Consider the following 22,873-nt stretch of genomic DNA (forward strand, 5'->3'; position numbering starts at 1 on the left):
CACCCTCACCCGCCCACCGTGCGTATTGAGTACCGGCACAACCCTGACCGCCGCATTTGGCGACGTGCGTACTGACCAGGTGGCGACCACCGGCACTGTGGAAGTGCCGGTGCGCTTGAAGTGCTCGTCGGGTTCTTCGCTAAATGTCAGCTTCACGTCCAATAACGGCACCTACACCTCCACCGTGGCCAAGACCACGGCGGATAACCTCGGTGTGTCGTTGCTGTGGGCGGACAACACGGCGGCAAACCTCAATGGCACCGTCAAGAAATACACCAACCTCAGCGGCGACGTGGATATCAGCCTCAAGGCGCAACTGGTCGAACGCGGCACGCTGGCGCCGGGCGCGTTCACCTCGTCGATGGTCATGACCCTCAATTACCTATGAAAGCGCTCGCCTGGATGCTGCTGGCCGTAGCCAGCACCGCCCTTGCGCAAGCGGCGGAAGAAGCGCAGATCGACGTCAGCGGCAAGCTGACCGCACCGCCGTGCACCGCAAGGTTTCCGAGTACGCAACAGGTGGACCTGGGCAAGGTCAACCTCAACCAGTTGGCCGACGGCAGCACCGTCGCCACCGATGTGCCGCTGGTCTTCGACTGTCAGGCGGGCGCTCAGGTCGAGCTGAGTTTGTCGGCGGGCATGGCCCGGGCCCTCACCGTCAGCCCGGTGCTGCTCACCAATCTCCCATCCCTGGGGTTGCAGGTGCAATTGCGTGACAAGACCGACAAGCCGGGGATCGGCCTGGGCCAAACCGGCACCTGGCCGGTAGAAGACGAACCGTTGGCGCTGACCCTGCGCGTCAAGCCCGTGTCCCTGGGCGAGCTGCCCGAGGCGGGTAGCTACAAAGCCACCCTGTTGATGCAGATGACGTACCGCTGATTACTGAAACTGCCGGGCTTCGATGCAATAGGTCAGCAGCGCCTGGTCACTGTCCACCTCCAGCTTGCGCATGGCCGAAATCTTCTGCGCGCTGACGGTCTTGTTGCTGCGGCTCAACTGCCGCGCGATATCGCTCACGCTCATGCCCGTCACGAATAAACGCAGCACTTCCATCTCCCGTGGCGACAGGCTCTGGAAGCGCGCCTGCACCTGGGTCACATTGGCCAAGACCGAAGTCGCGGCGGGCTCCGGTGCGCGGTAACTGCGCTGGGCACTGATCGCGCCGAGGGCCTTTTCGATCTCGCCGTGCAGGTGGTTCTTCTGGATCACCCCGGCCACACCCAACTCCTGCAAGCGGGTGAGAATCAGGCTGTTGGAAATCATGGTCAGCACCAGCACCTGGGTCGCGGGAAAGTGACGCAGGATGTACTCGATCAGCTTCAACCCATCGCCATAGGTGTCGTCACCCGGCATGTTGAAATCGGTGATCAGGACTTGCGGCCGGTGCTTGCGCAACTGCTCGATCAGTTGACTGGAACTGACCGCCTCGCCCACCAGGCTGTAGCGTGAATCACGCTGCACAATTTCGCGCACGCCCACCAGTACGATCGGGTGGTCATCGGCGATCACAACGTTCATTTCTCGCATTCTTTATCTTCCTTGTAATGGGCTTTCATCAAGTTTGCGACTCTGCCAGCAAGCACTGCGCAACCGCTGTAAGCCGTGCGCACACGCCTCGAATCTGCGTGGTGGCGTATGTATCCAGCGGTGCGTCGTACAGGGTGTTCTCCCATGCCTGACAAGCGCTGGACAGTTCCCCGGCACGCACACTGGCCAGCGCGCCGTTGAGGCTGTGCAAACGCTCACGTACGAGGGTGGCATCGCCGGCCGTCAGGCCTTGTTCGATCTGCTGCACATCCACCAGCAACGTGTCGGCCATCAGTTGGCGCATGGCCGGGGAAAGCTCGATCCAGCCTTCGCGGTCCCGGTCCACCTGCACCACCGGCAAGGCCGTGGCTCGCCGGCAGTGCGCCATTAACGCCTGGCGCAGCATGCTCAGGCTCAGCGGTTTGACCACCCACGCGTTCATGCCCACCGCCAGGCAACGCTCGCCCTCCTCGCGCAGGGCATTGGCGGTGACGCCGATGATCGGCACCTGGACGCCTTGTTCACGCAACGCGCGGGCCAGGTCGTAGCCGTTGAGGCGCGGCATATTGATGTCGGTGATCACCAGGTCGAACGGCTGCGAACCCCAGATTTGCAGCGCATGCTCGCCGTCACGCGCTACGGTGGGGTGGGCGCCAAGGGCCTCGAGCTGTTCTTGCAGCACGGCCTGGCTGACCGGGTTGTCTTCGGCGACCAGCACGCGCACGTTCAGGCACGGTGCGTCCAGGCACGGCGGCATCGGCGGTTGTTCCGCAGAGGGCAGGGTTTCCTGAAGCACCGGCAAGGTGATGAACAGCGAAAAACTGCTGCCCAACCCTGGCTCGCTGACCACGCGCATGCTGCCGCCCATCAACTCACTCAAGCGCGAGCAGATAGACAGGCCCAGGCCGGCGCCATTGCCGTCCTGGTCGCCCGCTACCTGATAAAACGGCTTGAACAACTGGTCCAGCGCCTTTTCCGGAATGCCCACGCCGGTGTCAGTGACCTGCCATTGCAGGGTCACTTTATCGTCAAGTAGTTGCTGCACCATCAGGCGCAAACGCACGCGCCCGGAGTCGGTGAACTTGATCGCGTTGCCCAGCAGGTTATGCAGGACCTGCCGGATGCGGCCAGCATCGCCAAGCAGTTGCGGCGGTAGCAGCGGGTCGATCTCGGCATCGATCTGCAAGCCTTTATTGCGCGCGGTCGCGCTGAACGCCAACACCGATTCCGCCACCAACTGGCCCGGGCTGAACGGCGCCGCTTCCACGGCCATTTGCCCGGATTCGATTTTCGATACATCCAGTACGTTGCTGATCAACTGGAACAGCACAGTGGACGAACCCTGGATAATTTCCAGGTAGTGGCGCTGGCGCTCGCTCATGTCGGTCAGGGCCATCAGTTCCAGGTTGCCGAGCACGCCGTACAGCGGGGTGCGGATTTCATGGCTCATGGTTGCCAGGAACACGGTTTTGGCCTCGTTGGCTTCGGTGGCTTCCTGGCGCGCCTGGGTCAGCAACTGGGCTTCGTCCACGTGTCGGGTGATGTCGTTGCAGCCGCAGAGGAACACGTCCTCACCTTCGTACCGCGCCGCCACCACCACGACCTGCAAGTACCGCCCCTCCACCGCCAGGCACATCTCGCCGGGGGTATCCGGGCCATCGTTGGCCTTGAGCACGTCGAGCAGCGGTGCGGTGCCCTGCAATTGCAGCGCGCGCTGGTTTTCCAGGAGTAACTGGTGATCGCTGCGGCGCACTACGCACAATCCCACCGGGGCGTTGTGCAGCATGATGCGGTTGAATGCCTCGCTCTCGAACAGACGCTCCTGCGCGCGTTGCGCCGGGCTGACGATGCGGGTCTTGTACCAATGGTTGATCCACCAGCCCAGCAGCACGGCCGCCAGAAACGTCAGGCCAAGGCCCAGCAGCGGCCATTTGGCGTAGCGCAGGAAATCCTGATAGCTGATGGCGTACAGGCCGGTCCAGTGCTCTCCACCCTCGCTGAGCATCTTGAAGCGCAAACCCTGGCTGTTGAAGCTCAGGCCCAGGGGCGCCATGTGTTCATCGCCGAGGCTGCCGAGCAACACGTCGCCCTGGGGCGAGATCAGGGTGAACTGGTTGTAGACCGACAGTTGCAGTACTCGCTCGATTTCGTCGACCTGCGAGGTGTCCACCACCGCCGCCAGCGTGAGCAGGCCCTGAGGCTGATTGGCCGGCAATACGGCGGCAGGCGCGTCGAGGCCGATCATCGCGACCACGCTGCGGCTGTTCTGGTACAACTGCGGCGGCGCACGCATCCAGCGCACGCGGCTGTCGGTCAGCAGGAGGCTTTGGCTCTGTTGCAGTTGCTGCAAGCGGCTCACCACGTCGCGGTACTGCTCGCGCAACAATGGCTGGTGCTGGCGCAAGCCGCCCACGCCGGGCACGGCCAGGCTGGCGACGGCATTGGGGGTGAACACGAACAGCTGCGGCGAGGCGTAAAACGAGCTGGCCCAGTAGCCGCCGTAGTAGTCAGTCAGTTGCACGCCAAACGCCAGTGCCCGGCGCGTGTCATCCGCCGAGAACGTCTCGGCGTGGGACAAGGTGAAGGGTAGCGACATCGCAAACCCCTTGGCCTGCAACACCACCTGCCCGCCTTCGTGCTGCAACTCCACCACCGAGGTCGACTGCACGGCCGGCAGCGGCGGCGCGTTGCTGCGGCTGTAGCCACTGGCCACGTTGCGCAGGAACGCCTCGTGCTCATGGATGATCTCCACCACGCGGGCGAAGTGGAACTCGACCTTTTCCTGTTCAGCGTCGAGCAACCGCGACACCGCCCAATAGCAACTGCTGGACAGCAACAAGGCGAGCCCCGTGAGCAATAACAGGGCTTTGTTCAAGCGTTGAGAGCTTTGCGCCAGCTTGTCCAGGCGCAGACTTGCATGTTTCATCGTCAGTACCGCAGAAGCCTGAATCAGGATATGGGGCCTATGCTTGATCCCGGCATTGGCCAATAACGCCCTGCTGACCGGGCGACCCTTCCTTCGGGCTTCTTGACTGTGTGACCCTGGCCACTCACATAAGTGCTGGCGCAGGGCCATCCTCGATTAACAGGGCGCTGAATTTTTCCGCCGCCACGGCATGGGAGATCAGGAAACCCTGCACCTGATCGCAGCGGATACGCCGCAACATCGCCAGCTCCGCCTGGGTCTCGGCGCCCTCGGCGATGGTGGTCAGCCCGAGTTTGCGGCCCAGCTCGACAATGCTTTGCAAGGCCGACGCCAGGCTTTCGTTCTCGGCACAGCCATGCACCAGTGACCGGTCGATCTTGACCTCGTTGAACGGCGTCGACACCAGGTTGAAGTAGGAACTGAACCCCTTGCCGAAGTCATCCTGCGCCAACCCAAAGCCCATCATGCGCAAGCGACATGCTCCAGCGTAGTAGTTACTGGGCAGCCGTGTGGTGGAGCTTTCCATCAATTCGAAGGTAATTTGCCGGGGTTCGGCGTCGCGGCTTTGCACCTGGGCAAGCAGGCGGTCGACCAGGTCGCTCTGGTCGAGCAAATGCGTGGGCAGGTTGATCGACACCGGCAGCCGGTAACCGAGTTGCGCCCACTGGGCCTGGGCGATGAGGGTTTGGCCGAGAATGCAGGTGAGCAAGCGGGTTTCCAGGTCAAGGCGCTCGATGTCGTCAAGAAACGCGCCGGGCATCAATAACCCTTCCACCGGGTGCACCCAGCGTGCCAGGGCTTCGGCGCCCACGATGCGCCCGTCATGCAGGGATTTTTTCGGCTGGAACCACGCCTGGATTTCACCATTGGCCAAGGCGCGCTCAAGGTTCTCCCGGGCATGGCTGACACCCCGGTGGCAACACGGCGTGCGCGCCTGCTCGGCGAGTTTGTCGAGGCAATCGCGCAGGGTGCGCACCTCGCGTTCGCGCACCGGCTTGGAGATTAGCCCGGCGACGGTCAGGCCGAGGTTCCCGGCCACCTGCCCGGCGCCCACCAGCATGCGCCGCGACGCCACGCTCATCAGCGCCAGCGCAGGCGGCGCGTGCATGCGGGCCAAGTGCTGGATCAGTTGCACACCGTCCATCCCCGGCATCATCAAGTCGCTGAGCAGCAGATCGTAGCGCTGTCGGGCCAGGCGTTGCAGCGCGGTGGCGCCATCCCAGACCACATCGACGTCAAACCCGCCGATGGCCTGGAAGACGTTGATCAAGTACTCATGCTGGAAAGGATGGTCTTCCACGATGAGTACGCGATAGGCGCTCAAAGCACCCTCCTCTGATAGCGATGCAGGCACTGGTAGAGGGCGCGCAGGGTGAACGGCTTGACCAGGCAATGATCCATGCCAGCGTTCAGGCAGCGCTCGGCTTCGTCGAGCATCGCGTTGGCGGTGGCCCCGATGATCGGCAGTGAGCAACCCAGGCGACGCAGTTGTTCGGTGAGTTCATAGCCGTTCATGCGTGGCATGTTGACGTCGGTGAGAATCATGTCGAACGCGGTATCACCCCACAATGACAGCGCTTCAATGCCGTCGCCGGCCAGCACCACGCTGCAGCCGAGCTCTTCCAACTGGTCGCGCAGGATCAACTGGTTGATCAGGTTGTCTTCGGCCACCAGCAGGCGCAGGTTGAGGCTGAACTCGGTGGGCTTCTCGCTGATCCTCGGCGACAACAACTCTTCGCTGCCCTGGGCGCGGCTGACCGCGCGGTTGAGCGCCTGCAGGTTGTTCAGGCCGATCTGCCAGGGATAAGCGCCATGCTCGTCGACCGCGGCCATCACCCGCGGCCCGGACCAATGCAGCAACTGGTCGGGCTCGGTCGGGCCGGGATACAGCTCGACCAATACCGCGCCGGGGTCGGCCTCGGCGGACTCCGGCGCACCGAGTTGCGCGCGCGCGCCCCAGCGACGCAACCAGCCGCCAACACTTTCCGCCAGCTCACGCACCGGCGACACCACATACACCCGCTCGCCGAGCAGCGGCTGCGCCCAGGGAGCCTGGTCGTCGTCGTTGACTTGCTCCAGCGGCAAGGTGAAGGAAAAGCTGCTGCCCAGGCCCGGTTCGCTGACCACCCGCAAGGTGCCGTTCATCAAGTGCATCAGGCGCTTGCAGATCGACAAGCCCAGGCCGCTGCCGGCGACCACATTCGCATTGCCGCTGACCTGGAAGAACGGCTCGAACAGGTACCGCTGGTCTTCCTCGGCGATGCCCTTGCCGGTGTCGACTACCTGCCACTGCAACATCGTGCGCTCGCCTTCACGGCTTTCCAGGCGCAGACGCAAGACAATCCGGCCGCTTTCGGTGAATTTCAGCGCGTTGTTCAGCAGGTTATTCAGGATCTGGCGGATGCGTGTGACATCCCCGCTCACGTGGTCGGGCAACTGCGGGTCGAGGCAGGCGAACAACTGCAGGCCCTTGCTTTGGGCGGCGCCTGCGTAGCCCTGGATCACTTCCTGCACCAACTCGATCGGTGAGAACGTGCTGAACTCTAGGGACAGTTGTCCCGCTTCGATTTTCGACACGTCCAGCACATCGCAGATCATTTGCAGCAAGTTCGCCGACGAGCCCTCGATGGCATTCAGGTAGCCACGCTGCTGGCTGTTAAGGTCGGTGCGCGCAAGCAATTCCAGGGTGCCCAGCACGCCATACAATGGCGTGCGGATTTCATGGCTCATGGTTGCCAGGAACAGGGTCTTGGCCTCATTCGCCGCGTCCGCCAGCGTGCGCGCCTGCTGCAGGGCCAACTCCACCTGCTTGCGTTCGGTGATGTCGCTGAAGGCGCAGATCAGCACCTCCTCACGCTGGTAACGGGTTGGCGCGAAACTCAAGTACAGGTGACGACCGTCGGCCATTTGCAGCTCGTCGGTGCTGCTTTGTTCCGACTCATCGAACGCGCGGCGAATCCAGCCGTGACACAGTTGCTGGCGCTCGTGGCCGTTGCCCAGCCATTGCCGGGACAGGGGGTTTTCCAGCACTACCTCGCCGTCGCTGCGGCGCAGCACGCACAAGGCCACTGGCGCGATACGAATCACCGCGCTGCTGAATGCCTCACTCTCCACCAGCGCTTCGATGCGATTGGCTGCCGGGATAATCAAACGCTGATCGATGCGCCGCACCAACCGCACCATCAACAAGCTGGCCGCTGCGCACAACAGCAGGCACAGCAGCAACGGCATGGCCAGGCTGGGCAACAGTGAACTCAGCTCCAGGCTGTAGACGATCTGCCACTGGGAGTAACCCAGGTGCTTGCGAATGGCCAAGCGATCCGGCAGCCAGCGGCTGCCTTCCCAACCAAAGCTGGCCGTGGCGTGATACTGGCGCAGCACCTGCGCAGCCGACGGTTGATGAGGCGTGCTGCTGAAAATCAGCTGCCCGGCGCCGTCAAGCAACATGAAGTCCCCGGCTTTTTCATGCTGCAGGGCGTTGATCAGGTCCGGGCCGTCCACCTCCAGCCCGAGCCAACCCGACGTGGGGCTACGGTCGTCGAGGCGGGTGAAGATGTATAGCGGTGAATCCAGGCGGCTCTGCTCAGTCAGCCACAACTCATCGCTGACCGAGACCTTGCCGGTGTCCACCGCCATCAACCGCTGCAATACCGGCTGCGGCACATTCTCCGGGGCCGCCCCAACGGTAAACAGGCGCTCCACCACCGGCTCGGCGCGCTGCGCGACGTAGATCAGGTTGACCTGGTTGACCTGCAGGTAATCAAGCAGGCGCCTAGTCAGCCAAAGGCTCCAGATATTGCCCGCCTCGCCCAAGGTGATGTGCAACTCTTCGGCCGGCACATTATTGAGGTTGCCCACGGGTGGCGTGACATGACGAACCGTCGACAGGCCGAGGCTTTTGAGCAGCGTCTGGCGGCTGACAAAAAAACTCTGCGCATCGGAAATCGCCTCATTCATATAACTGCGCCGTAGCGAAATTTCCTCATTCAACGCCGCACGCAAGTAGCTGTAGGCACCCACATACACGCCGAGCACCAATGCCAGGGCAAACAGCCGCAACAACTTGCGCGCGGCCTTGGGCGTCGAAAAAGAAGAGTCGAGTGGTTGCAGGAAATGTTTGAGCTTCATCGCCAAAAGAGTAAGCGTGGCGAGAGGGTAGTTGAATAAGACGGATCTCAAAGCCCCGCACTGCTTGCGCCGATGGAACTCTCGCGCAACACGCTGTTCTAGACACCTTCGTCGCTGCTTGCGTAGCATCGGCGGCTGTCCTTCGTGCACTTCATCAAACAGAGTTACCCATGACTATCCAGCAAACACCCGGGCACGTGCTGCCCGCGCGCAGCGCCGCCAAAATGGAAGCGGCCATGGCCGTGGGCGCCTTTGCGATCGGCACCGGCGAATTCGCCATCATGGGGCTGATGCCCGACATCGCCCACAACCTCAATCTCAGCGAACCGCAAGTGGGCCACGCCATCAGCGCCTACGCGCTGGGCGTGATGGTCGGCGCCCCGCTGCTGGCCATCCTCGGCGCCAAGTTGCTGCGCAAACACATGCTGCTATTGCTGATGGGCCTTTATGCCCTGGGCAACCTCGCCACGGCGTTTACCCCGACCTTCGGTTCGCTGGTGGCCTTCCGCTTTATCAGCGGCCTGCCCCACGGCGCCTACTTCGGCATCGCCGCCGTGGTCGCCTCCAGCATGGTGCCCAACGACAAACGCGCTGGCGCCGTCGCCCGCGTGATGATGGGCCTGACCCTGGCCATGCTGCTCGGCAACCCCATCGCGACCTTCCTCGGTCAACACTTTGGCTGGCGCTCGGCGTTCGCGCTGGTCAGTGCTATCGCCCTGTGCACCATCGCGCTGGTCTGGCAATTCGTACCGGATCGCCACGACGAACCCCGCAGCGACCCGCGCAAAGAACTGCGTGCCTTCACCAAACCGCAGGTGTGGATGGCGCTGTCCATTGGCGCTATTGGGTTTGCCGGGATGTTCTGCGTGTTCAGCTACCTGGCGCCGACCATGCTCGAAGTGACCAAAGTCTCGCCGCAGTGGATTCCCTTCGGTCTGGCCGCGTTTGGCGTAGGCGGCATCATCGGCAACATCGCCGGCGGCAAGCTGTTTGATCGCCTGCAATTTCGCGCAGTGGGCTGGATTATGGTGTGGTCGATGGCCGTGCTGATCTTCTTCACCTTCGCCGCGAGTTCGCTGTGGAGCGTACTGCTGGGCATCGGCCTGGTCGGCACCATGATCGCCATGGCCGCGCCGCTGCAAATCCGCTTGATGGACATTGCGCATGAAGCACCGAGCCTGGCGGCGGCGTCCAACCACGCGGCGTTCAACCTGGCGAATGCGCTGGGGCCGTGGTTCGGTGGGATGGCGATTACGGCGGGGTATGGGTGGACCAGCACGGGCTACATTGGCGCGGCTACGGCGCTGGTAGGCTTGGGCATCTACCTGATCGCCCGCCGTATGAAAGGCGGTCACTAAAGCCCTCCCACGATCCAATGTGGGAGCGGGCTTGCTCGCGAAAGCGGTGGGTCAGTCACTGAGTAAATGACTGCCCCACCCGCTCAGTCAGTCATCATGCATCAACCCCGAACCATACTCCCCGTAACTGCTCCCCAGCGCGTTGCCGCCAAAATTCATCTTGGCGGCCTTGCTGGGGCTGTGGTCGCCAAACGCTTGGCATCCCCCTGAATAACAAGGGTCGCTACTCAGGTCGCTACTCATGCCAGATGAACCCGACGAACAAGCGGCCAAGAGCAACGTGCCTGCGACCATCACGACTTTGACGAGGTTGGAGATCATTTTTTCAGTTCCCTTTGGGCTTATGGGCTGAGCGTAGGCCTCAATGCCGGTGAGAATTATGAAACTTTGCCGTAGGACAGGATCGGTTCAGGTTGATGTCGTTTTGGCGACGAATTATCCAGGCACATATTCTGATTGGCGATATCAACAGTTAGCCCCTACATATTAAAGCCGACCAGGCATCAATTCAGATGAACCTGCGGCCTACGTAGAGGGAAGCTCAAGTAATGGCTAAAGACGAAAAAACCAGTGAAAGCGTCGCTTCAAAAGCAGCCAAGCTGCTGGCGGATCCCACCACTCCGCCGGATGTGAAATCTGTGGCGGCTTCGGCGCTGACTCAGGCGCCCGACAAAAAGAAGAAATAAGCTGAAAACCGTGCCAGGGTGGCTGGAGCTCTGGCACTGGCCACCACGGCACCACGCCCATTCCTGTTAAACTGTCCGCCCTTCGCCTTATCCATCTCAGATCCTAATGTCCTCACCTATAGCACCAACGCCATCGTTCTCCCGTCGCTTCTCCGTTGCTCCGATGATGGATTGGACGGACAGACACTGCCGCTTCTTCCTGCGCCTGCTGTCCAAAAACGCCCTCCTCTACACCGAGATGGTCACCACCGGCGCAATCCTCCACGGCGACCACGAACGTTTCCTGCGCCATAACGAGGCCGAGCATCCACTCGCCCTGCAGTTGGGCGGTAGCGTCCCCGCCGACCTGGCCGCCTGCGCCCGCATGGCCCAGGACGCCGGCTACGACGAGGTGAACCTCAACGTCGGCTGCCCCAGCGACCGGGTGCAAAACAACATGATTGGCGCAATCCTGATGGCCCACCCGGCCTTGGTGGCGGATTGCGTTAAGGCGATGCAGGACGCGGTCTCGATCCCGGTGACGGTGAAGCACCGCATCGGCATCAACGGCCGGGACAGTTACGCCGAGCTGTGCGATTTCGTTGGCCAAGTGAAGGACGCGGGCTGCACCAGTTTTACCGTGCATGCGCGAATCGCCATTCTGGAAGGGCTGTCACCGAAGGAAAATCGGGACATCCCGCCCTTGCGCTACGACGTTGCCGCCCAGTTGAAGCAGGATTTCCCTGAACTGGAGATCATCCTCAACGGCGGCATCAAGACCCTCGAACAGTGCCAGGAGCATCTGCAGACCTTCGATGGCGTGATGCTGGGCCGCGAGGCTTATCACAATCCGTATTTGCTGGCCGAGGTGGATCAGCAGCTGTTTGGCAGCACGACACCTGTGATCACCCGCGCCGAGGCGTTGGCGCAGTTGCGTCCTTATATTGCCGAACACCTGGCGACAGGTGGCTCGATGCATCACATCACGCGCCACGCGCTGGGGCTGGGGACGGGTTTCCCGGGGGCGCGGAAGTTTCGGCAGTTGTTGTCGGTGGATATTCATAAGGCCAGTGATCCGCTGGCGTTGCTGGATATGGCCGGGGAGTTGTTGGAGGGGCGGTGATTTGGGTGTCAGTGGGTTTATTGGGTGGCTGACACGACGCCTTCGCGAGCAAGCCCGCTCCCACATTTGGATGGGGGGGGATGTCAGGAAGATGGGGCAAGGCTGCTCCCACCGTTTGATCGGGTGGTCATCGGGCAGTTGGGTTGAACCTGCTGGCTGTTTTGGCCTCCTATTGAGCATTGGCCGGTGATTCAAACGGCTGTTTTCAGGTTGTTGCCCTCGCAAACGATCGAATGCATTTGCGCCCTTGAGCGGCTGTCAGCGCTCGGGTAATGTCATCAGACCCACAGGACAGAGCACGCCCATGACTTCCAAGCTGGAACAACTCAAGCAATTCACCACTGTAGTAGCCGATACCGGCGATTTTTCTACCCTCGCCAAGCTCAAGCCGCAAGACGCCACTACCAACCCTTCCCTGCTGCTCAAGGCCGCGTCGATCCCAGGCTATGCCAAGCTGCTGGATGAGGCTGTTGCCGACTGCAACGGCGATGTAGGCCTGGCCAGCGACCGTTTTGCGGTAGCCGTCGGCCAGGAAATCCTGAAAGTGGTGCCCGGCCGCATTTCCACCGAGGTGGATGCCCGTCTGTCGTTCGACACTGACGCCGTCCTCAAGCGCGCCCATCGCCTGATCGACCTGTACGACAAGGCCGGCATTGGCCGTGACCGCGTGCTGATCAAGATCGCTTCCACCTGGGAAGGCATCCGCGCCGCCGAGCAGCTGGAAAAGGAAGGCATCCAGACCAACCTGACGCTGCTGTTCTCCTTCGCCCAGGCCGTGGCTTGCGCCGAAGCCGGCGTGTTCCTGATTTCGCCGTTCGTGGGCCGTATCTACGACTGGTACAAGAAGGCCAACGGTAACGATTACACCGGCTCCGAGGATCCGGGCGTGCAGTCGGTGACGCGCATCTACAACTACTACAAGGCCAATGGCTACAAGACCGTAGTAATGGGTGCAAGCTTCCGTAACCTGAGCCAGATCGAAGAGCTGGCTGGTTGCGACCGTCTGACCATCAGCCCGGACCTGCTGGAAAAACTCGCAGCCGACAACGGCAAGCTGGAACGCAAATTGTCGCCAGGCCATGCGGGCGAAGCTCGTGTGCACTTGACCGAAGCGCAGTTCCGTTGGGAATCCAACGAAGATGCGATGGCCACCGAGAAACTGGCCGAGGGCATTCGTCAGTTCGCCCGCGACCAGGAAAAACTCGAAGCGCTGTTGACCGCCAAGCTCTAAAAACGGCGGCGACAAAAAGGGCGGCACCTGTGAGGGTGCCGCCCTTTTTTTGTATTAGCCGATTTCGAGCCGAACTCAGTTAAAAATGTGGGAGGGGGCTTGCTCCCGAATACAGGCGTCAGTCGCTACATTCACTACTGACCCGCCGCTTTCGGGAGCAAGCCCCCTCCCACACTTTGACAGTGTTTCAGCTGGAAATTAGTGCCGCTCCAGCGCATTCACCAGGTCGTGGAACGCCTCGCGGTTGGAGTCGTTCAAGCCCATCAGGATCTTGTGGGCTTCCAGTACCTTGACCCGTACCACTTCCTCGGACTGGTCCTGGGACGGCAGGTCGGTCAGGCATTCCGGGCACGGGATCGGGCGGTCAACGATGTTGAACACTTGATCGAAGCCCATGGACTGCAACAGACGGGTGATGTCTTCGTGGGTGGTGACGACGGTCGGCAGCAGTCCGACCTTCTGCCGAGACAGAATGGACAACTTGGCCAACAGCCCAAGGGTGGTGCTATCGATGCTGCGGGTTTCGGTCAGATCGATCACGATCGCCGAGAAATTCAAGGCTGTGAAGATCCGCTCAATCGTCGCATCCAGCGCCGAACACAAGGTCAGGCGCACTTCACCGACAAACTTCAGGACAAAAGTCCCGTCTTGCTCGGCGAATTGGATTCTTCCGGTACTCATCAAAGATTCCTGCTCAACACCAATAGGGCGATATCATCCGGCATCTCCCCTAGCGTGGCCAATCCAAAAACCTGCCGCAGGCCATCCAGGCTGCCGCCCGCCGACCTGACCCGTTGGGGCAAGGCGGCTTCTTTCTCTTTGAGTGTAGGCTCTGGCAAAAGGTCCAGGATACCGTCGGACATCAGCGTCAGGCTGAACGTCGGCGGCAATTCCAGGATGTGGTCTTCGTAGGTGGCTTCATTGAACAAGCCAACCGGCAAACCACGCCCTTCCAGGTAGCGCACACTGTCTGGAGTGTATAAAACCGGCAATGGCAGGTGACCGCCAATGCTGTAGGTCAAAAGACCTGTTTCTTCATCAATCACGCCGCCGACCATCGTCACGTGCTTGCCCAGCTTGCAGCTGATCAGGCCCCGGTTGATGTGGCCCAGCACTTGCGAAGGGGTGAACTCCGGCAAGGTGCCATTGCGCTTGGACTCGAACAACAGCCGTGTAGTCATGAACTTCAACAACACGGTCACGAATGCGGAGGAGGCGCCGTGGCCGGAAACGTCGGCCAGGTAGAACGCGACACGCCGCTCATCAACGCGGAAGTAGTCGACGAAATCACCCGACAGGTACAGCGACGGGATGATCTGGTGGGCAAACTTGAACTCGTCGATGCTCCACGGGCTCACCGGCAGCATGTTCATCTGCACCTGGCGACCGGCGTTCTGGTCTTCCTGGAGCAGGTTCAGGCTGGCTTCGAGTTCGCGGTTGGCGGTTTCGAGCTTTTCACGGTAACGCTGGTTTTCCAGCAGCAGCCGTGCACGATCCAGGGCACGACGCACCGAGTGCTCCAGCACAGCCAGGTCTTCCAGGGGCTTGATCAGGTAGTCGGCAGCGCCGAGGCGCAAGGCCTCGACGGCATCGTTCATCACGCCGGCACCGGACACGACAATCACCGGCGTCTGCGGGGCGATGTCGGTCACCTGGCGGATCAGCTCAAGGCCGCCCACCTGGGGCATGCGCAGGTCGCAGATCACAAGGTCGGGCTTGTCGCGCTCGAATACCTGGAGACCCTGGAGGCCGTTGCTGGCCTGCAGGACGCTGAAGCCACTGTCTTCCAAATAGGCCGCAAGACTCGCGCGCACTACTTCGTCGTCATCGATTATCAGCAGCGTGGCACTGGTTTTCTGCATGTGGGCAAACGGCGCCAGAATTAGGTTGGCGTAGGCAGCTCGACAATGGCCGGGCTTACTACTGGATTCGCTTTCTAGCCTCTCTGTCCTACAAAACGCCGAGTTATTGCCGACGCACAAAGGTAAAGCAGAGGTGCCCTTCTAAGGCGCAGACGGTACTCCCATCCGCCAGGGGTTTCAAGCTCACGGCGATGGTCGCCGGGCGTCTTTACATCGCAAATCACCAGTAGTTATAAGAACGCATAAAACCGCGACTTAAAGTAAGCACGTAACCCACGGATAAACCTCGAATGCCGCCCACAAAAAAGGCGACCCGAGGGCCGCCTTCTTCTTTCAAGCCTGGGGCTTAAAAGTCGTCTACAACCTTGCCATCCTTGACCTTGAACTCGCGGTTCTGCAAGTAGGCGTTACGGATGAAGGTGTATTTGTCGCCGCTGATCAGCTTCTCGGAGGACAGCAGGCTGGCACGCGTGTCGACGATATTCAGGCCGAAGGTGCTGTTGCGCCAGCCGATATCGTTCATGTAGCGGTATGGCTGGGTGTAGCTGTCCACGTATTTGGACGGCGCGTCACGCAGGGTGCTTGGGCCCAGCAGTGGCAGCATCACGTAAGGACCGCTGTCGACGCCCCAGTAGCCGAGAGTCTGGCCGAAGTCTTCGTCGTTGCGTTGCAGCCCCATTTTGGTGCCGACATCAACGAAACCCAGCACGCCGAACGTGGTGTTCATCAGCAAACGGGCAGTGTCGACGCCTGCAGCGTGGGGCTTGAGTTGCAGCACATCGTTGGCAAAGTTGCCGACGTCGCCGATGTTGCGGAAGAAGTTGTGGATCCCGTCCTGCACGAACTGCGGGGTCACGAACTGATAGCCTTGAGCCAATGGCTTGAGGGCATAGGTATCAACGGTATCGTTGAAGGTGAAGATCGGGCGGTTGACGCTTTCCCATGGATCATCTTCCGAGGCCGCCTGGGCTACGAAAGGAACCAGCAAAATACTCGCACATACGGACAGCTGAGCTAGACATTGGCTCCAGCGCATAGCTTGAACTCCTTGAATGGTCTGTCATGGGCGCTATGCCCTGAATGAGGCCGTCAGTATATGACGGAAGTGTCAGATTAGGCAGCCTTGCAGAAATGTCATTCAGCAAATGCACAAAATTCCTACAATTGCTGCGGGTGTAACTTGCTTGTCACCCAAGTCCGGTAGCGTCACTGCTATTTCAGGGACGTCGAAATGCCACACGCCGAGATTGTTAGTGCCAGCACCCCGTCCTTGACGGCCGTACTGTTCGGGCTTAGTGGCTGCCTGGTGGACTTTGGTTCCCAGGCCCGCGCCGATTCCGCGCCTTCCAGCGATACCCATGCCACTGTCGGCGCTCTGAAGATCCTGCGCAGCCTCGAAGAACAGCGCGTCCCTTGTGCATGGCTGGACGAGTTGCCGGCGTCGGTTTCCACACCGCTGGCCGCCGGGCTACCCCGCTGGATCAAGGCTGCCAAGCCCTCCCCCACCCGCTGGCCGGCGCCCCACGCCTGCTGGCAGGCCCTGATGGAACTGAATATCGAACGCCTGGAAGGCTGCGTCCTGGTCAGCGGCGAGCCACGCCTGCTGCAATCGGGGCTCAATGCCGGGCTGTGGACCATCGGCCTGGCGTCCTGTGGCTCACTGTGCGGGCTTTCGCCGCAGCAATGGCAAGCACTCACCGAGAAGGAACGCGAGCATAAGCGCGCCAAAGCCACTGTCGCGCTCTATGGCCTGGGCGTGCATTCGGTGATTGACCACCTGGGCGAACTGCAGACCTGCCTGGCCGACATCAGCCTGCGCCAGCTCAAAGGCGAGAAGCCCTGATCGAGATCATGCACAGTAGGCGCCAGTGGATTAATCTACAGGTCAGCCCATAGACCTTTCCCGGCGTGCCGCGGTCTATGTCAGTGCCTATCGATAAAAGGAAGAACGCCATGCCTGCCCGCGAACAACTGCAAGAACAGGTCAAAATTTTGCGCGAGCAATTGGATCAGAATCCAGAAATGCCCCTCGAACAGCGCGAAGAGCTGCGAGATTTGATTGCTGAACTGGAAGTTCAGGAGCCACTGGAAGGTGCCATTCAGGATCCAAGCATCGCCGACGGTGTGAACCTGGCCGTAGAACGCTTCGAACTGGAGCACCCGGGCATTGCCGGGACCTTGCGCAATATTGTGGTGACCCTGGGTAACATCGGGATTTAACAGCCCGACACCTCTCAAATGTGGGAGCGGGCTTGCTCGCGAATGCGGTCCGTCAGCTGATACATAAGCTGGCTGATACACCGCTTTCGCGAGCAAGCCCGCTCCCACATTTATTTTGTGTGAAGGCTACTGTCGAGCCAGCCGCAGGTTCTGGAACTGCAGATCTTCCGTACTGCGGTACGGGTTGATATCGAGCCCGCCACGCCGCACATAGCGCGCATACACCGTCAGTTTCTCCGGCTTGAGCAAGCGCTGCAGATCGAGAAAGATCCGCTCCACGCACTGTTCATGGAAGTCCGAGTGCTGGCGGAAGCTCACCAGGTATTCCAGCAGGCTGGCATGATCCAGCGCCGCGCCGCGGTACTCCACCGCCACACTGCCCCAGTCAGGCTGGCTGGTCACCGGGCAGTTGGACTTGAGCAGATGACTGTGGACGCTCTCCTCCACCACGCGCGAATCGTCGCAACGCAACAGTTCCGGGCGCGGGTGCTCGTAGTTGCTGACGGTAATGTCCAGGTCATCAATGCACACACCCGGCAACGCGACCACGCCTTCGGCTTCAACCTCGCCCAGGCTGCGGATGCGCACGCCAACCGGCTTGCCGGCCGCTGCACTCAGGTCGGTGCGCAACGTCGCTTCAAGGCTTTGCACATCGGCAAACGCGGTTTGGTTCAGCGAGTTGAGGTACAACTTGAACGACTTCGACTCGATGATGTTCGGCGAGTCGGCCGGGATACTGAATTCACCGATGGCCACCACGGGTTTGCCGGATGGCAGCAGCCAGGACAGTTCGAAGCAGTTCCAGAAATCCACGCCTTTATACGGCAGGGTCTCGGCACTCAGGCCCAGCTCGGCCCACTTGGCGGCGCGAGGAATCGGGAACAGCAACGACGGGGTGTAGGTGGAGATGTATTCACTGGACTTGCCCAGCGGCGAATGTTCGGCTGCGGGATGCATGGCGGAAACCTGGCTAAATAAACGCCGCCATTCTACCCGCCTTTGCCCGTCAATGGCTTACTGGCTGACGGTCAGCTTGCCGACCATGCCCGCCTGGTAATGCCCCGGAATGTTGCAGGCAAACTCCAAGCCGGTGGCCTTGGTGAAGGTCCAGGTCAGCTCGGCGGTCTTGCCTGGCTCTACCAACACGCTGTTGGGGTCGTCGTGCTTCATGCCTGCCATATCACCATGCCCCATCGCACTGTGGTCCATTTTGCCCATGCCGGTCGCCGTCAGCATGCCGCTGGCCTGCATCTGCAGCATCTCTTTCTGATGCGCTGCGTGCATGGCGGCATCGCCAAGGTTGAATTCATGAAGCAACTGGCCTTTGTTGACCAGCACAAAGCGCACCGTCTCACCGGCTTTTACATCAATAGCCTTGGGCGAAAAGGAAATATCCTGCAGTACCACTTCCACGGTGCGCGTGGCCTTGGCGGCGGGCGCGGCCTCACCGAAGGCGAAGGTTTCAGCCGGGGATGCCAGCACCGGAAGACTCATCGCCATCAGGCAGCCCGCCAACAACCAGGATTTACGTAAAAACATGCTCACACTCCAAAGGTTCGGAATCAGTCTGTGGGACACTTTACGAACGCGCCGCTGCCAGCCAGCTGACTGCCAGATTACAACTTTGTCAGCTTGAGCCTGCTGCCGGATGTGCGCGGTATAACGTCTGTGTTCCCGTAAAACCATGAGCCGCCCATGAAACTGCTGATCGTCGAAGACCAACCGAAAACCGGCCACTACTTGCGCCAGGGGCTGGCCGAGGCCGGGTTCAACACCGAGCTGGTGGCCGACGGCACCAGCGGCCAGCACCTGGCGCTGACCGGTGACTACGACCTGTTGATCCTCGATGTGATGCTGCCAGGTCGCGATGGCTGGCAGATCCTCCAGGCCGTACGCAACGCCGGGCTCGACATGCCGGTACTGTTCCTTACCGCGCGGGACGCCGTGGAAGACCGGGTGCATGGCCTGGAACTGGGCGCCGACGATTACCTCGTCAAGCCCTTCGCCTTCTCCGAACTGCTGGCCCGGGTGCGCAGCCTGTTGCGCCGTGGCAGCAGCCCCCCCCAGGAAACCAGCCTGCAACTGGCCGACCTGCGCATGGACCTGATCCGCCGCCGGGTAGAGCGCGACGGCCAGCGCATCGACCTGACGGCCAAGGAGTTTTCCCTGCTGGAACTGCTGCTGCGCCGCCAGGGCGAAGTACTGCCCAAGTCGCTGATCGCCTCCCAGGTGTGGGACATGAACTTCGACAGCGATACCAACATCATCGAAGTCGCGATCCGCCGCCTGCGCCTGAAGGTCGACGACAACTTTCCCAACAAGCTGATCCATACGGTACGCGGCATGGGCTACGTGCTTGAGGAGCGGTTCAGTTGATGAAACGGATTTCCCTGGCCAGCCGCCTGGCACTGCTGTTTGCTGGCTGTACCGCCGTGGTTTCATTGCTGGCCGGCGTGCTGTTCAACCATGCCAGCGAGGCGCACTTTATCGAGCTGGACCAGCAGTTGCTCGACGGCAAGATGATAGCGCTGCGCAGCACATTGCAAGGTGCCGACACGCCAGAACGATTTGCCTTACGAGAAACAACGCTGCGAGAAGAACTCAATCGCCAGCCCGACCTGGCCCTGCGCATCACCACCGGCGATCAGCGCTGGTTCGACGGCGCTCCCGGCATCACCCTGCCCCAGGCGCCTGGCCTGCACAGCGTGCAGAACGCCGGCACCAATTACCGCGTGTACAACGCGCCGCTGATTCCTGGAAACGCTGACTCGCCACGCCTGACGCTGATGCTCGACATCACCCATCACCAACACTTCCTGCAACGCATGCAGCATCTGATCTGGCTGACCGTCGGCCTTTCCGCCCTGGCCACCGCCCTGCTCGGCGCTTGGGCCGCCCGCAGCGGGTTGCGACCGCTGAGGCGCATGAGCGAAGTCGCCAGCGGCGTCTCTGCCCACTCCCTGACCCAGCGCCTGCCCCAGGAACAAATGCCCGCCGAACTGGCGGAACTCGCCCAGTCCTTCAACGCGATGCTTGGCCGCCTGGACGATGCCTTCCAGCGCCTTTCGGCGTTTTCTGCCGACATCGCCCATGAACTGCGCACGCCACTGTCGAATTTGCTGACACAGACCCAAGTCATCCTCACGCAGCCACGGGCGCTGGAGGACTACCGCGAAGCCCTGCACAGCAACCTGGAAGAACTGCAATGGATGGCGCAGTTGGTCAACGACATGCTGTACCTGGCCAAGGCGGACCATGGGCTGCTGGTGCCCAAGCGCGAAACCCTGGTGCTGGCGGACGAGGTGGAGGCATTGCTGGAGTTTTTCGCACCGCTGGCGGAGGACGTCCAGGTGCGGCTGGTTCGGGAAGGCAACGCCAGCACTTCAGGTGACCGCAGCATGTTGCGCCGGGCGATTTCCAACCTGCTGGATAACGCGTTGCGGTTCACCCCGCCGGGTGGCGAAGTCAGCGTGCGGATTGTCGAGGGGATGCAAGGCGTGACGCTGAGTGTGCAAAACACCGGGGAAGGCATTCCCGAGGCATTGTTGCCACGGTTGTTTGACCGGTTTTACCGGGCAGATCCGGCGCGTCATGAAGGGAGCAGCGAGCATGCGGGGCTGGGTTTGGCGATTACCCAGTCGATTGTGCGGGCCCATGGGGGGCGGATTTTCTGTGAGTCGGGGGCGGGATGGGCGAGGTTTGTGATGGAGTTGCCGCAGGGGTATTGATGCAAGCTCTACCGGCCCTTTCGCGAGCAAGCCCGCTCCCACATTTTGACCGAGTGCATTCAGGAAGAACGCGGTCAAAATGTGGGAGCGGGCTTGCTCGCGAAGGCGGTCTTAAGAATTACGAATACCTGAGGGCATGCGCCGGCTCAATCTTCGCCGCCCGATACGCCGGATAGATGGTCGCCAAAAAGCTCAACACAAACCCCGCCGAGCAAATCAGCAACACATCCCCACCCTGCAACTGCGAAGGCAGGTTGCTGACGAAATACACGTCCGAACTGAAGATATGCTGCCCGGTCACCCGTTCCAGCCAACCCACCAGTTCACTGACGTTCAGCGCCGCAATCACGCCGAGGATGCCACCGATCAAGGTACCGACGATCCCGATCACCGTCCCCTGCACCATGAAGATCGCCATGATCTGCCGCGGCGTGGCGCCAATGGTGCGCAGGATCGCAATGTCGGCGCCCTTGTCGTTCACCACCATGATCAAGGTCGCGATGATGTTGAACGCCGCCACCGCGACGATCATCAGCAACAGCAGGCCGATCATGGTTTTTTCCATCTTCATCGCACTGAACAGGCTGCCCTGGGTGTGGGTCCAGTCGTCGGCCTTGTAGTCGGCACCGAGGCTGGCGGCGATATCCGCCGATACCTTGGGTGCGGCATACAAGTCTTTCACCGCCAGGCGCACGCTTTGCACCTGGTTCGGCTCCCAATGCTGTATCTCGGCGGCGTCGGCCATGTGGATCAGGGCCATGGAGCCATCCAGCTCCGCGCCCACCTTGAACACACCCACCACGTTCAAACGCTGCATACGCGGGGTGATGCCACCGGGCGCACTGCTGATTTCCGGCACGATCAGGGTCAGCTTGTCGCCGACGTTCAGGCGGAAACGCCGGGCGGTGATTTCGCCGATCACCACACCGAACTCGCCCGGTTTCAGGTCTTCCAGATGGCCCTGGACAATATGTTGGGCCACGATCGACACCTTGCCTTCCTGGGCCGGATCAACGCCACTGATCTCGATCGGCTGCATCGCGCCCTTGTAGGAGAGCATGCCGTCCATCTGTGTGAACGGTACGGCAGCGGTGACTTCCGGATTCTTCATCGCGGCATCTGCCACCGGCTGCCAGTCGCTGATGGGCTTCACGCCAACGATGGTCGCGTGGGGCACCATGCCGAGGATGCGTGAGCTCATTTCCCGCTGGAAACCGTTCATTACCGACAACACCACGATCATCGCCAGCACGCCGAGGGCGAGGCCGATCATCGAGGTCATCGAGATAAACGAAACAAAACGGTTGCGGCGCTTGGCGCGGGTATAGCGCGTGCCGATGAAAATCGATAACGGTCTGAACATTCGCGGGCACCGTTGAAAAAATAGAAAACCCGGCGCCGGGCGCCGGGCTTGAAACAGGTCAGATGGCGACCAGATGACCTTCCTGCAGGTGCAACACACGGTCCATCTGGCGGGCCATGCTCATGTCATGGGTCACCACCAGGAACGCGGTGCGCATCTGGGTGCTCAACTCCAGCATCAAGTCCTTGATGCCCTGGGCGGTGTGGGAGTCGAGGTTGCCGGTCGGCTCGTCGAGCATCACCAGCCCCGGGTTGTTGACCAGGGCACGGGCAATCGCCACACGCTGGCGCTCGCCGCCGGACAACTCAGCCGGCTTGTGCTCCAGGCGATGGCCCAGGCCGACGCGCTCCAGCAACGCCTGGGCACGCTGGCGTGCTTCCGGGATCGCGGTCTTGCCGATCAACAGCGGCATGCAGACGTTTTCCAGGGCGGTGAACTCGGGCAGCAAGTGGTGGAACTGGTACACAAAACCCAGCGAACGGTTGCGCAACTGGCCACGGGCCTTCTCGCCCAGGGCCGACAACTCTTCGCCGGCCAGCCAGACGCTGCCCTGGGACGGCGTATCAAGGCCGCCCAACAGGTTGAGCAAGGTACTTTTACCGGAACCGGAACTGCCGACGATCGCCACGCGTTCGCCCGGGTGCAGTTCCAGCTGCAGGTTGGACAGCACCACCACGGACTCCGGGCCTTCCTCGTAGGATTTGCCCAGGTTGCGGCAGCTCAGGATTGCTTTTTCACTCAT

General features: G+C 61.2%; 22 protein-coding genes. 10 read left to right on the plus strand and 12 right to left on the minus strand.

Features of this window, described 5'->3' with window-relative positions:
• The coding region (locus ACIOMR_RS20925) for a fimbrial protein (RefSeq protein WP_401196162.1) at nt 1-388 on the plus strand (388 nt) is incomplete at its 5' end.
• Nucleotides 385-879, plus strand: a complete 495-nt coding sequence (locus tag ACIOMR_RS20930) for a fimbrial protein (protein ID WP_003218900.1) — start codon at nt 385-387, stop codon at nt 877-879. The genes ACIOMR_RS20925 and ACIOMR_RS20930, both read left to right, overlap by 4 nt.
• Here the strand turns inward: ACIOMR_RS20930 and ACIOMR_RS20935 are convergent, their stop codons facing one another.
• From ACIOMR_RS20935 to ACIOMR_RS20950, 4 genes are all read right to left on the minus strand, one after another.
• Entirely contained in the window at nt 880-1,527 is a 648-nt protein-coding gene (locus tag ACIOMR_RS20935; RefSeq protein WP_017477281.1) for a response regulator, read from the minus strand.
• 28 nt (nt 1,528-1,555) lie between these two features.
• Entirely contained in the window at nt 1,556-4,453 is a 2,898-nt protein-coding gene (locus ACIOMR_RS20940) for an ATP-binding protein (protein WP_087693699.1), read from the minus strand.
• Nucleotides 4,454-4,577: 124 nt separating this feature from the next.
• On the minus strand, nt 4,578-5,777 hold the full coding sequence (locus ACIOMR_RS20945) for an EAL domain-containing protein (protein WP_102368407.1): 1,200 nt from the start codon (nt 5,775-5,777) through the stop codon (nt 4,578-4,580).
• A complete protein-coding gene (locus ACIOMR_RS20950) occupies nt 5,774-8,581 on the minus strand; it encodes an ATP-binding protein (RefSeq protein WP_134325968.1) in 2,808 nt (935 codons plus the stop codon). Before ACIOMR_RS20950 ends, ACIOMR_RS20945 begins: the two co-directional genes overlap by 4 nt.
• Nucleotides 8,582-8,751: 170 nt before the next feature.
• Between ACIOMR_RS20950 and ACIOMR_RS20955 the strand changes: the two genes are divergently transcribed.
• On the plus strand, nt 8,752-9,939 hold the full coding sequence (locus ACIOMR_RS20955; protein WP_102368406.1) for an MFS transporter: 1,188 nt from the start codon (nt 8,752-8,754) through the stop codon (nt 9,937-9,939).
• Nucleotides 9,940-10,026: 87 nt separating this feature from the next.
• Here ACIOMR_RS20955 and ACIOMR_RS20960 read toward each other — a convergent pair whose 3' ends face one another.
• A complete protein-coding gene (locus ACIOMR_RS20960) occupies nt 10,027-10,260 on the minus strand; it encodes a hypothetical protein (protein ID WP_003218911.1) in 234 nt (77 codons plus the stop codon).
• Nucleotides 10,261-10,487: 227 nt separating this feature from the next.
• On the opposite strand from ACIOMR_RS20960, the gene ACIOMR_RS20965 reads away from it, so the two are divergent.
• The 3 genes from ACIOMR_RS20965 (at nt 10,488) to tal (ending at nt 12,958) form a co-directional block, all read left to right on the plus strand.
• Nucleotides 10,488-10,625, plus strand: coding sequence for a hypothetical protein (locus ACIOMR_RS20965; protein ID WP_167410166.1), 138 nt, complete (start codon nt 10,488-10,490; stop codon nt 10,623-10,625).
• A 106-nt stretch (nt 10,626-10,731) separates the two neighbouring features.
• Nucleotides 10,732-11,727 carry a tRNA dihydrouridine(20/20a) synthase DusA gene (dusA, locus tag ACIOMR_RS20970; RefSeq protein ID WP_177054124.1) on the plus strand — a complete coding sequence of 332 codons (996 nt, stop codon included), beginning with the start codon at nt 10,732-10,734 and terminating at the stop codon, nt 11,725-11,727.
• 304 nt (nt 11,728-12,031) lie between these two features.
• Nucleotides 12,032-12,958 (plus strand): transaldolase, encoded by a 927-nt coding sequence (gene tal, locus ACIOMR_RS20975; protein ID WP_008437618.1) that lies wholly within the window; start codon nt 12,032-12,034, stop codon nt 12,956-12,958.
• A 198-nt stretch (nt 12,959-13,156) separates the two neighbouring features.
• Here tal and rssC read toward each other — a convergent pair whose 3' ends face one another.
• From rssC to ACIOMR_RS20990, 3 genes are all read right to left on the minus strand, one after another.
• Nucleotides 13,157-13,639: an anti-sigma factor antagonist RssC gene (gene rssC, locus ACIOMR_RS20980; protein WP_003218919.1), complete on the minus strand. Its 483-nt coding sequence runs from the start codon at nt 13,637-13,639 to the stop codon at nt 13,157-13,159.
• A complete protein-coding gene (gene rssB / locus ACIOMR_RS20985; RefSeq protein WP_003218921.1) occupies nt 13,639-14,820 on the minus strand; it encodes a two-component system response regulator RssB in 1,182 nt (393 codons plus the stop codon). The genes rssC and rssB overlap by 1 nt, the downstream gene beginning before the upstream one ends.
• A 346-nt stretch (nt 14,821-15,166) precedes the next feature.
• The gene (locus tag ACIOMR_RS20990; protein WP_008437615.1) at nt 15,167-15,856 is read right to left on the minus strand and encodes a VacJ family lipoprotein; all 690 of its coding nucleotides are present in this window, start codon (nt 15,854-15,856) and stop codon (nt 15,167-15,169) included.
• 195 nt (nt 15,857-16,051) lie between these two features.
• Between ACIOMR_RS20990 and ACIOMR_RS20995 the strand changes: the two genes are divergently transcribed.
• Both ACIOMR_RS20995 and ACIOMR_RS21000 read left to right on the plus strand, forming a co-directional pair.
• Nucleotides 16,052-16,663 (plus strand): HAD family phosphatase, encoded by a 612-nt coding sequence (locus ACIOMR_RS20995; protein ID WP_401196168.1) that lies wholly within the window; start codon nt 16,052-16,054, stop codon nt 16,661-16,663.
• 110 nt (nt 16,664-16,773) lie between these two features.
• The gene (locus ACIOMR_RS21000) at nt 16,774-17,040 is read left to right on the plus strand and encodes a DUF4404 family protein (RefSeq protein ID WP_008437612.1); all 267 of its coding nucleotides are present in this window, start codon (nt 16,774-16,776) and stop codon (nt 17,038-17,040) included.
• Between the two features lie 126 nt (nt 17,041-17,166).
• Here ACIOMR_RS21000 and queF read toward each other — a convergent pair whose 3' ends face one another.
• Both queF and ACIOMR_RS21010 read right to left on the minus strand, forming a co-directional pair.
• Nucleotides 17,167-17,997, minus strand: a complete 831-nt coding sequence (queF, locus tag ACIOMR_RS21005; protein WP_076017252.1) for an NADPH-dependent 7-cyano-7-deazaguanine reductase QueF — start codon at nt 17,995-17,997, stop codon at nt 17,167-17,169.
• A gap of 57 nt (nt 17,998-18,054) precedes the next feature.
• Nucleotides 18,055-18,579, minus strand: coding sequence for a plastocyanin/azurin family copper-binding protein (locus tag ACIOMR_RS21010; RefSeq protein WP_003218934.1), 525 nt, complete (start codon nt 18,577-18,579; stop codon nt 18,055-18,057).
• Nucleotides 18,580-18,735: 156 nt separating this feature from the next.
• On the opposite strand from ACIOMR_RS21010, the gene ACIOMR_RS21015 reads away from it, so the two are divergent.
• Nucleotides 18,736-19,416 carry a heavy metal response regulator transcription factor gene (locus ACIOMR_RS21015; RefSeq protein ID WP_003218936.1) on the plus strand — a complete coding sequence of 227 codons (681 nt, stop codon included), beginning with the start codon at nt 18,736-18,738 and terminating at the stop codon, nt 19,414-19,416.
• Nucleotides 19,416-20,768: a heavy metal sensor histidine kinase gene (locus tag ACIOMR_RS21020; RefSeq protein WP_401196173.1), complete on the plus strand. Its 1,353-nt coding sequence runs from the start codon at nt 19,416-19,418 to the stop codon at nt 20,766-20,768. The genes ACIOMR_RS21015 and ACIOMR_RS21020 overlap by 1 nt, the downstream gene beginning before the upstream one ends.
• Before the next feature lie 118 nt (nt 20,769-20,886).
• Here ACIOMR_RS21020 and ACIOMR_RS21025 read toward each other — a convergent pair whose 3' ends face one another.
• Nucleotides 20,887-22,131 carry a lipoprotein-releasing ABC transporter permease subunit gene (locus tag ACIOMR_RS21025; protein ID WP_003218940.1) on the minus strand — a complete coding sequence of 415 codons (1,245 nt, stop codon included), beginning with the start codon at nt 22,129-22,131 and terminating at the stop codon, nt 20,887-20,889.
• A gap of 58 nt (nt 22,132-22,189) precedes the next feature.
• Nucleotides 22,190-22,873 carry a lipoprotein-releasing ABC transporter ATP-binding protein LolD gene (gene lolD, locus ACIOMR_RS21030; protein WP_003218941.1) on the minus strand — a complete coding sequence of 228 codons (684 nt, stop codon included), beginning with the start codon at nt 22,871-22,873 and terminating at the stop codon, nt 22,190-22,192.

Origin of the sequence: Pseudomonas sp. NPDC087814 (assembly GCF_044742865.1) — a bacterium.
Taxonomy (GTDB): Bacteria; Pseudomonadota; Gammaproteobacteria; order Pseudomonadales; family Pseudomonadaceae; genus Aquipseudomonas.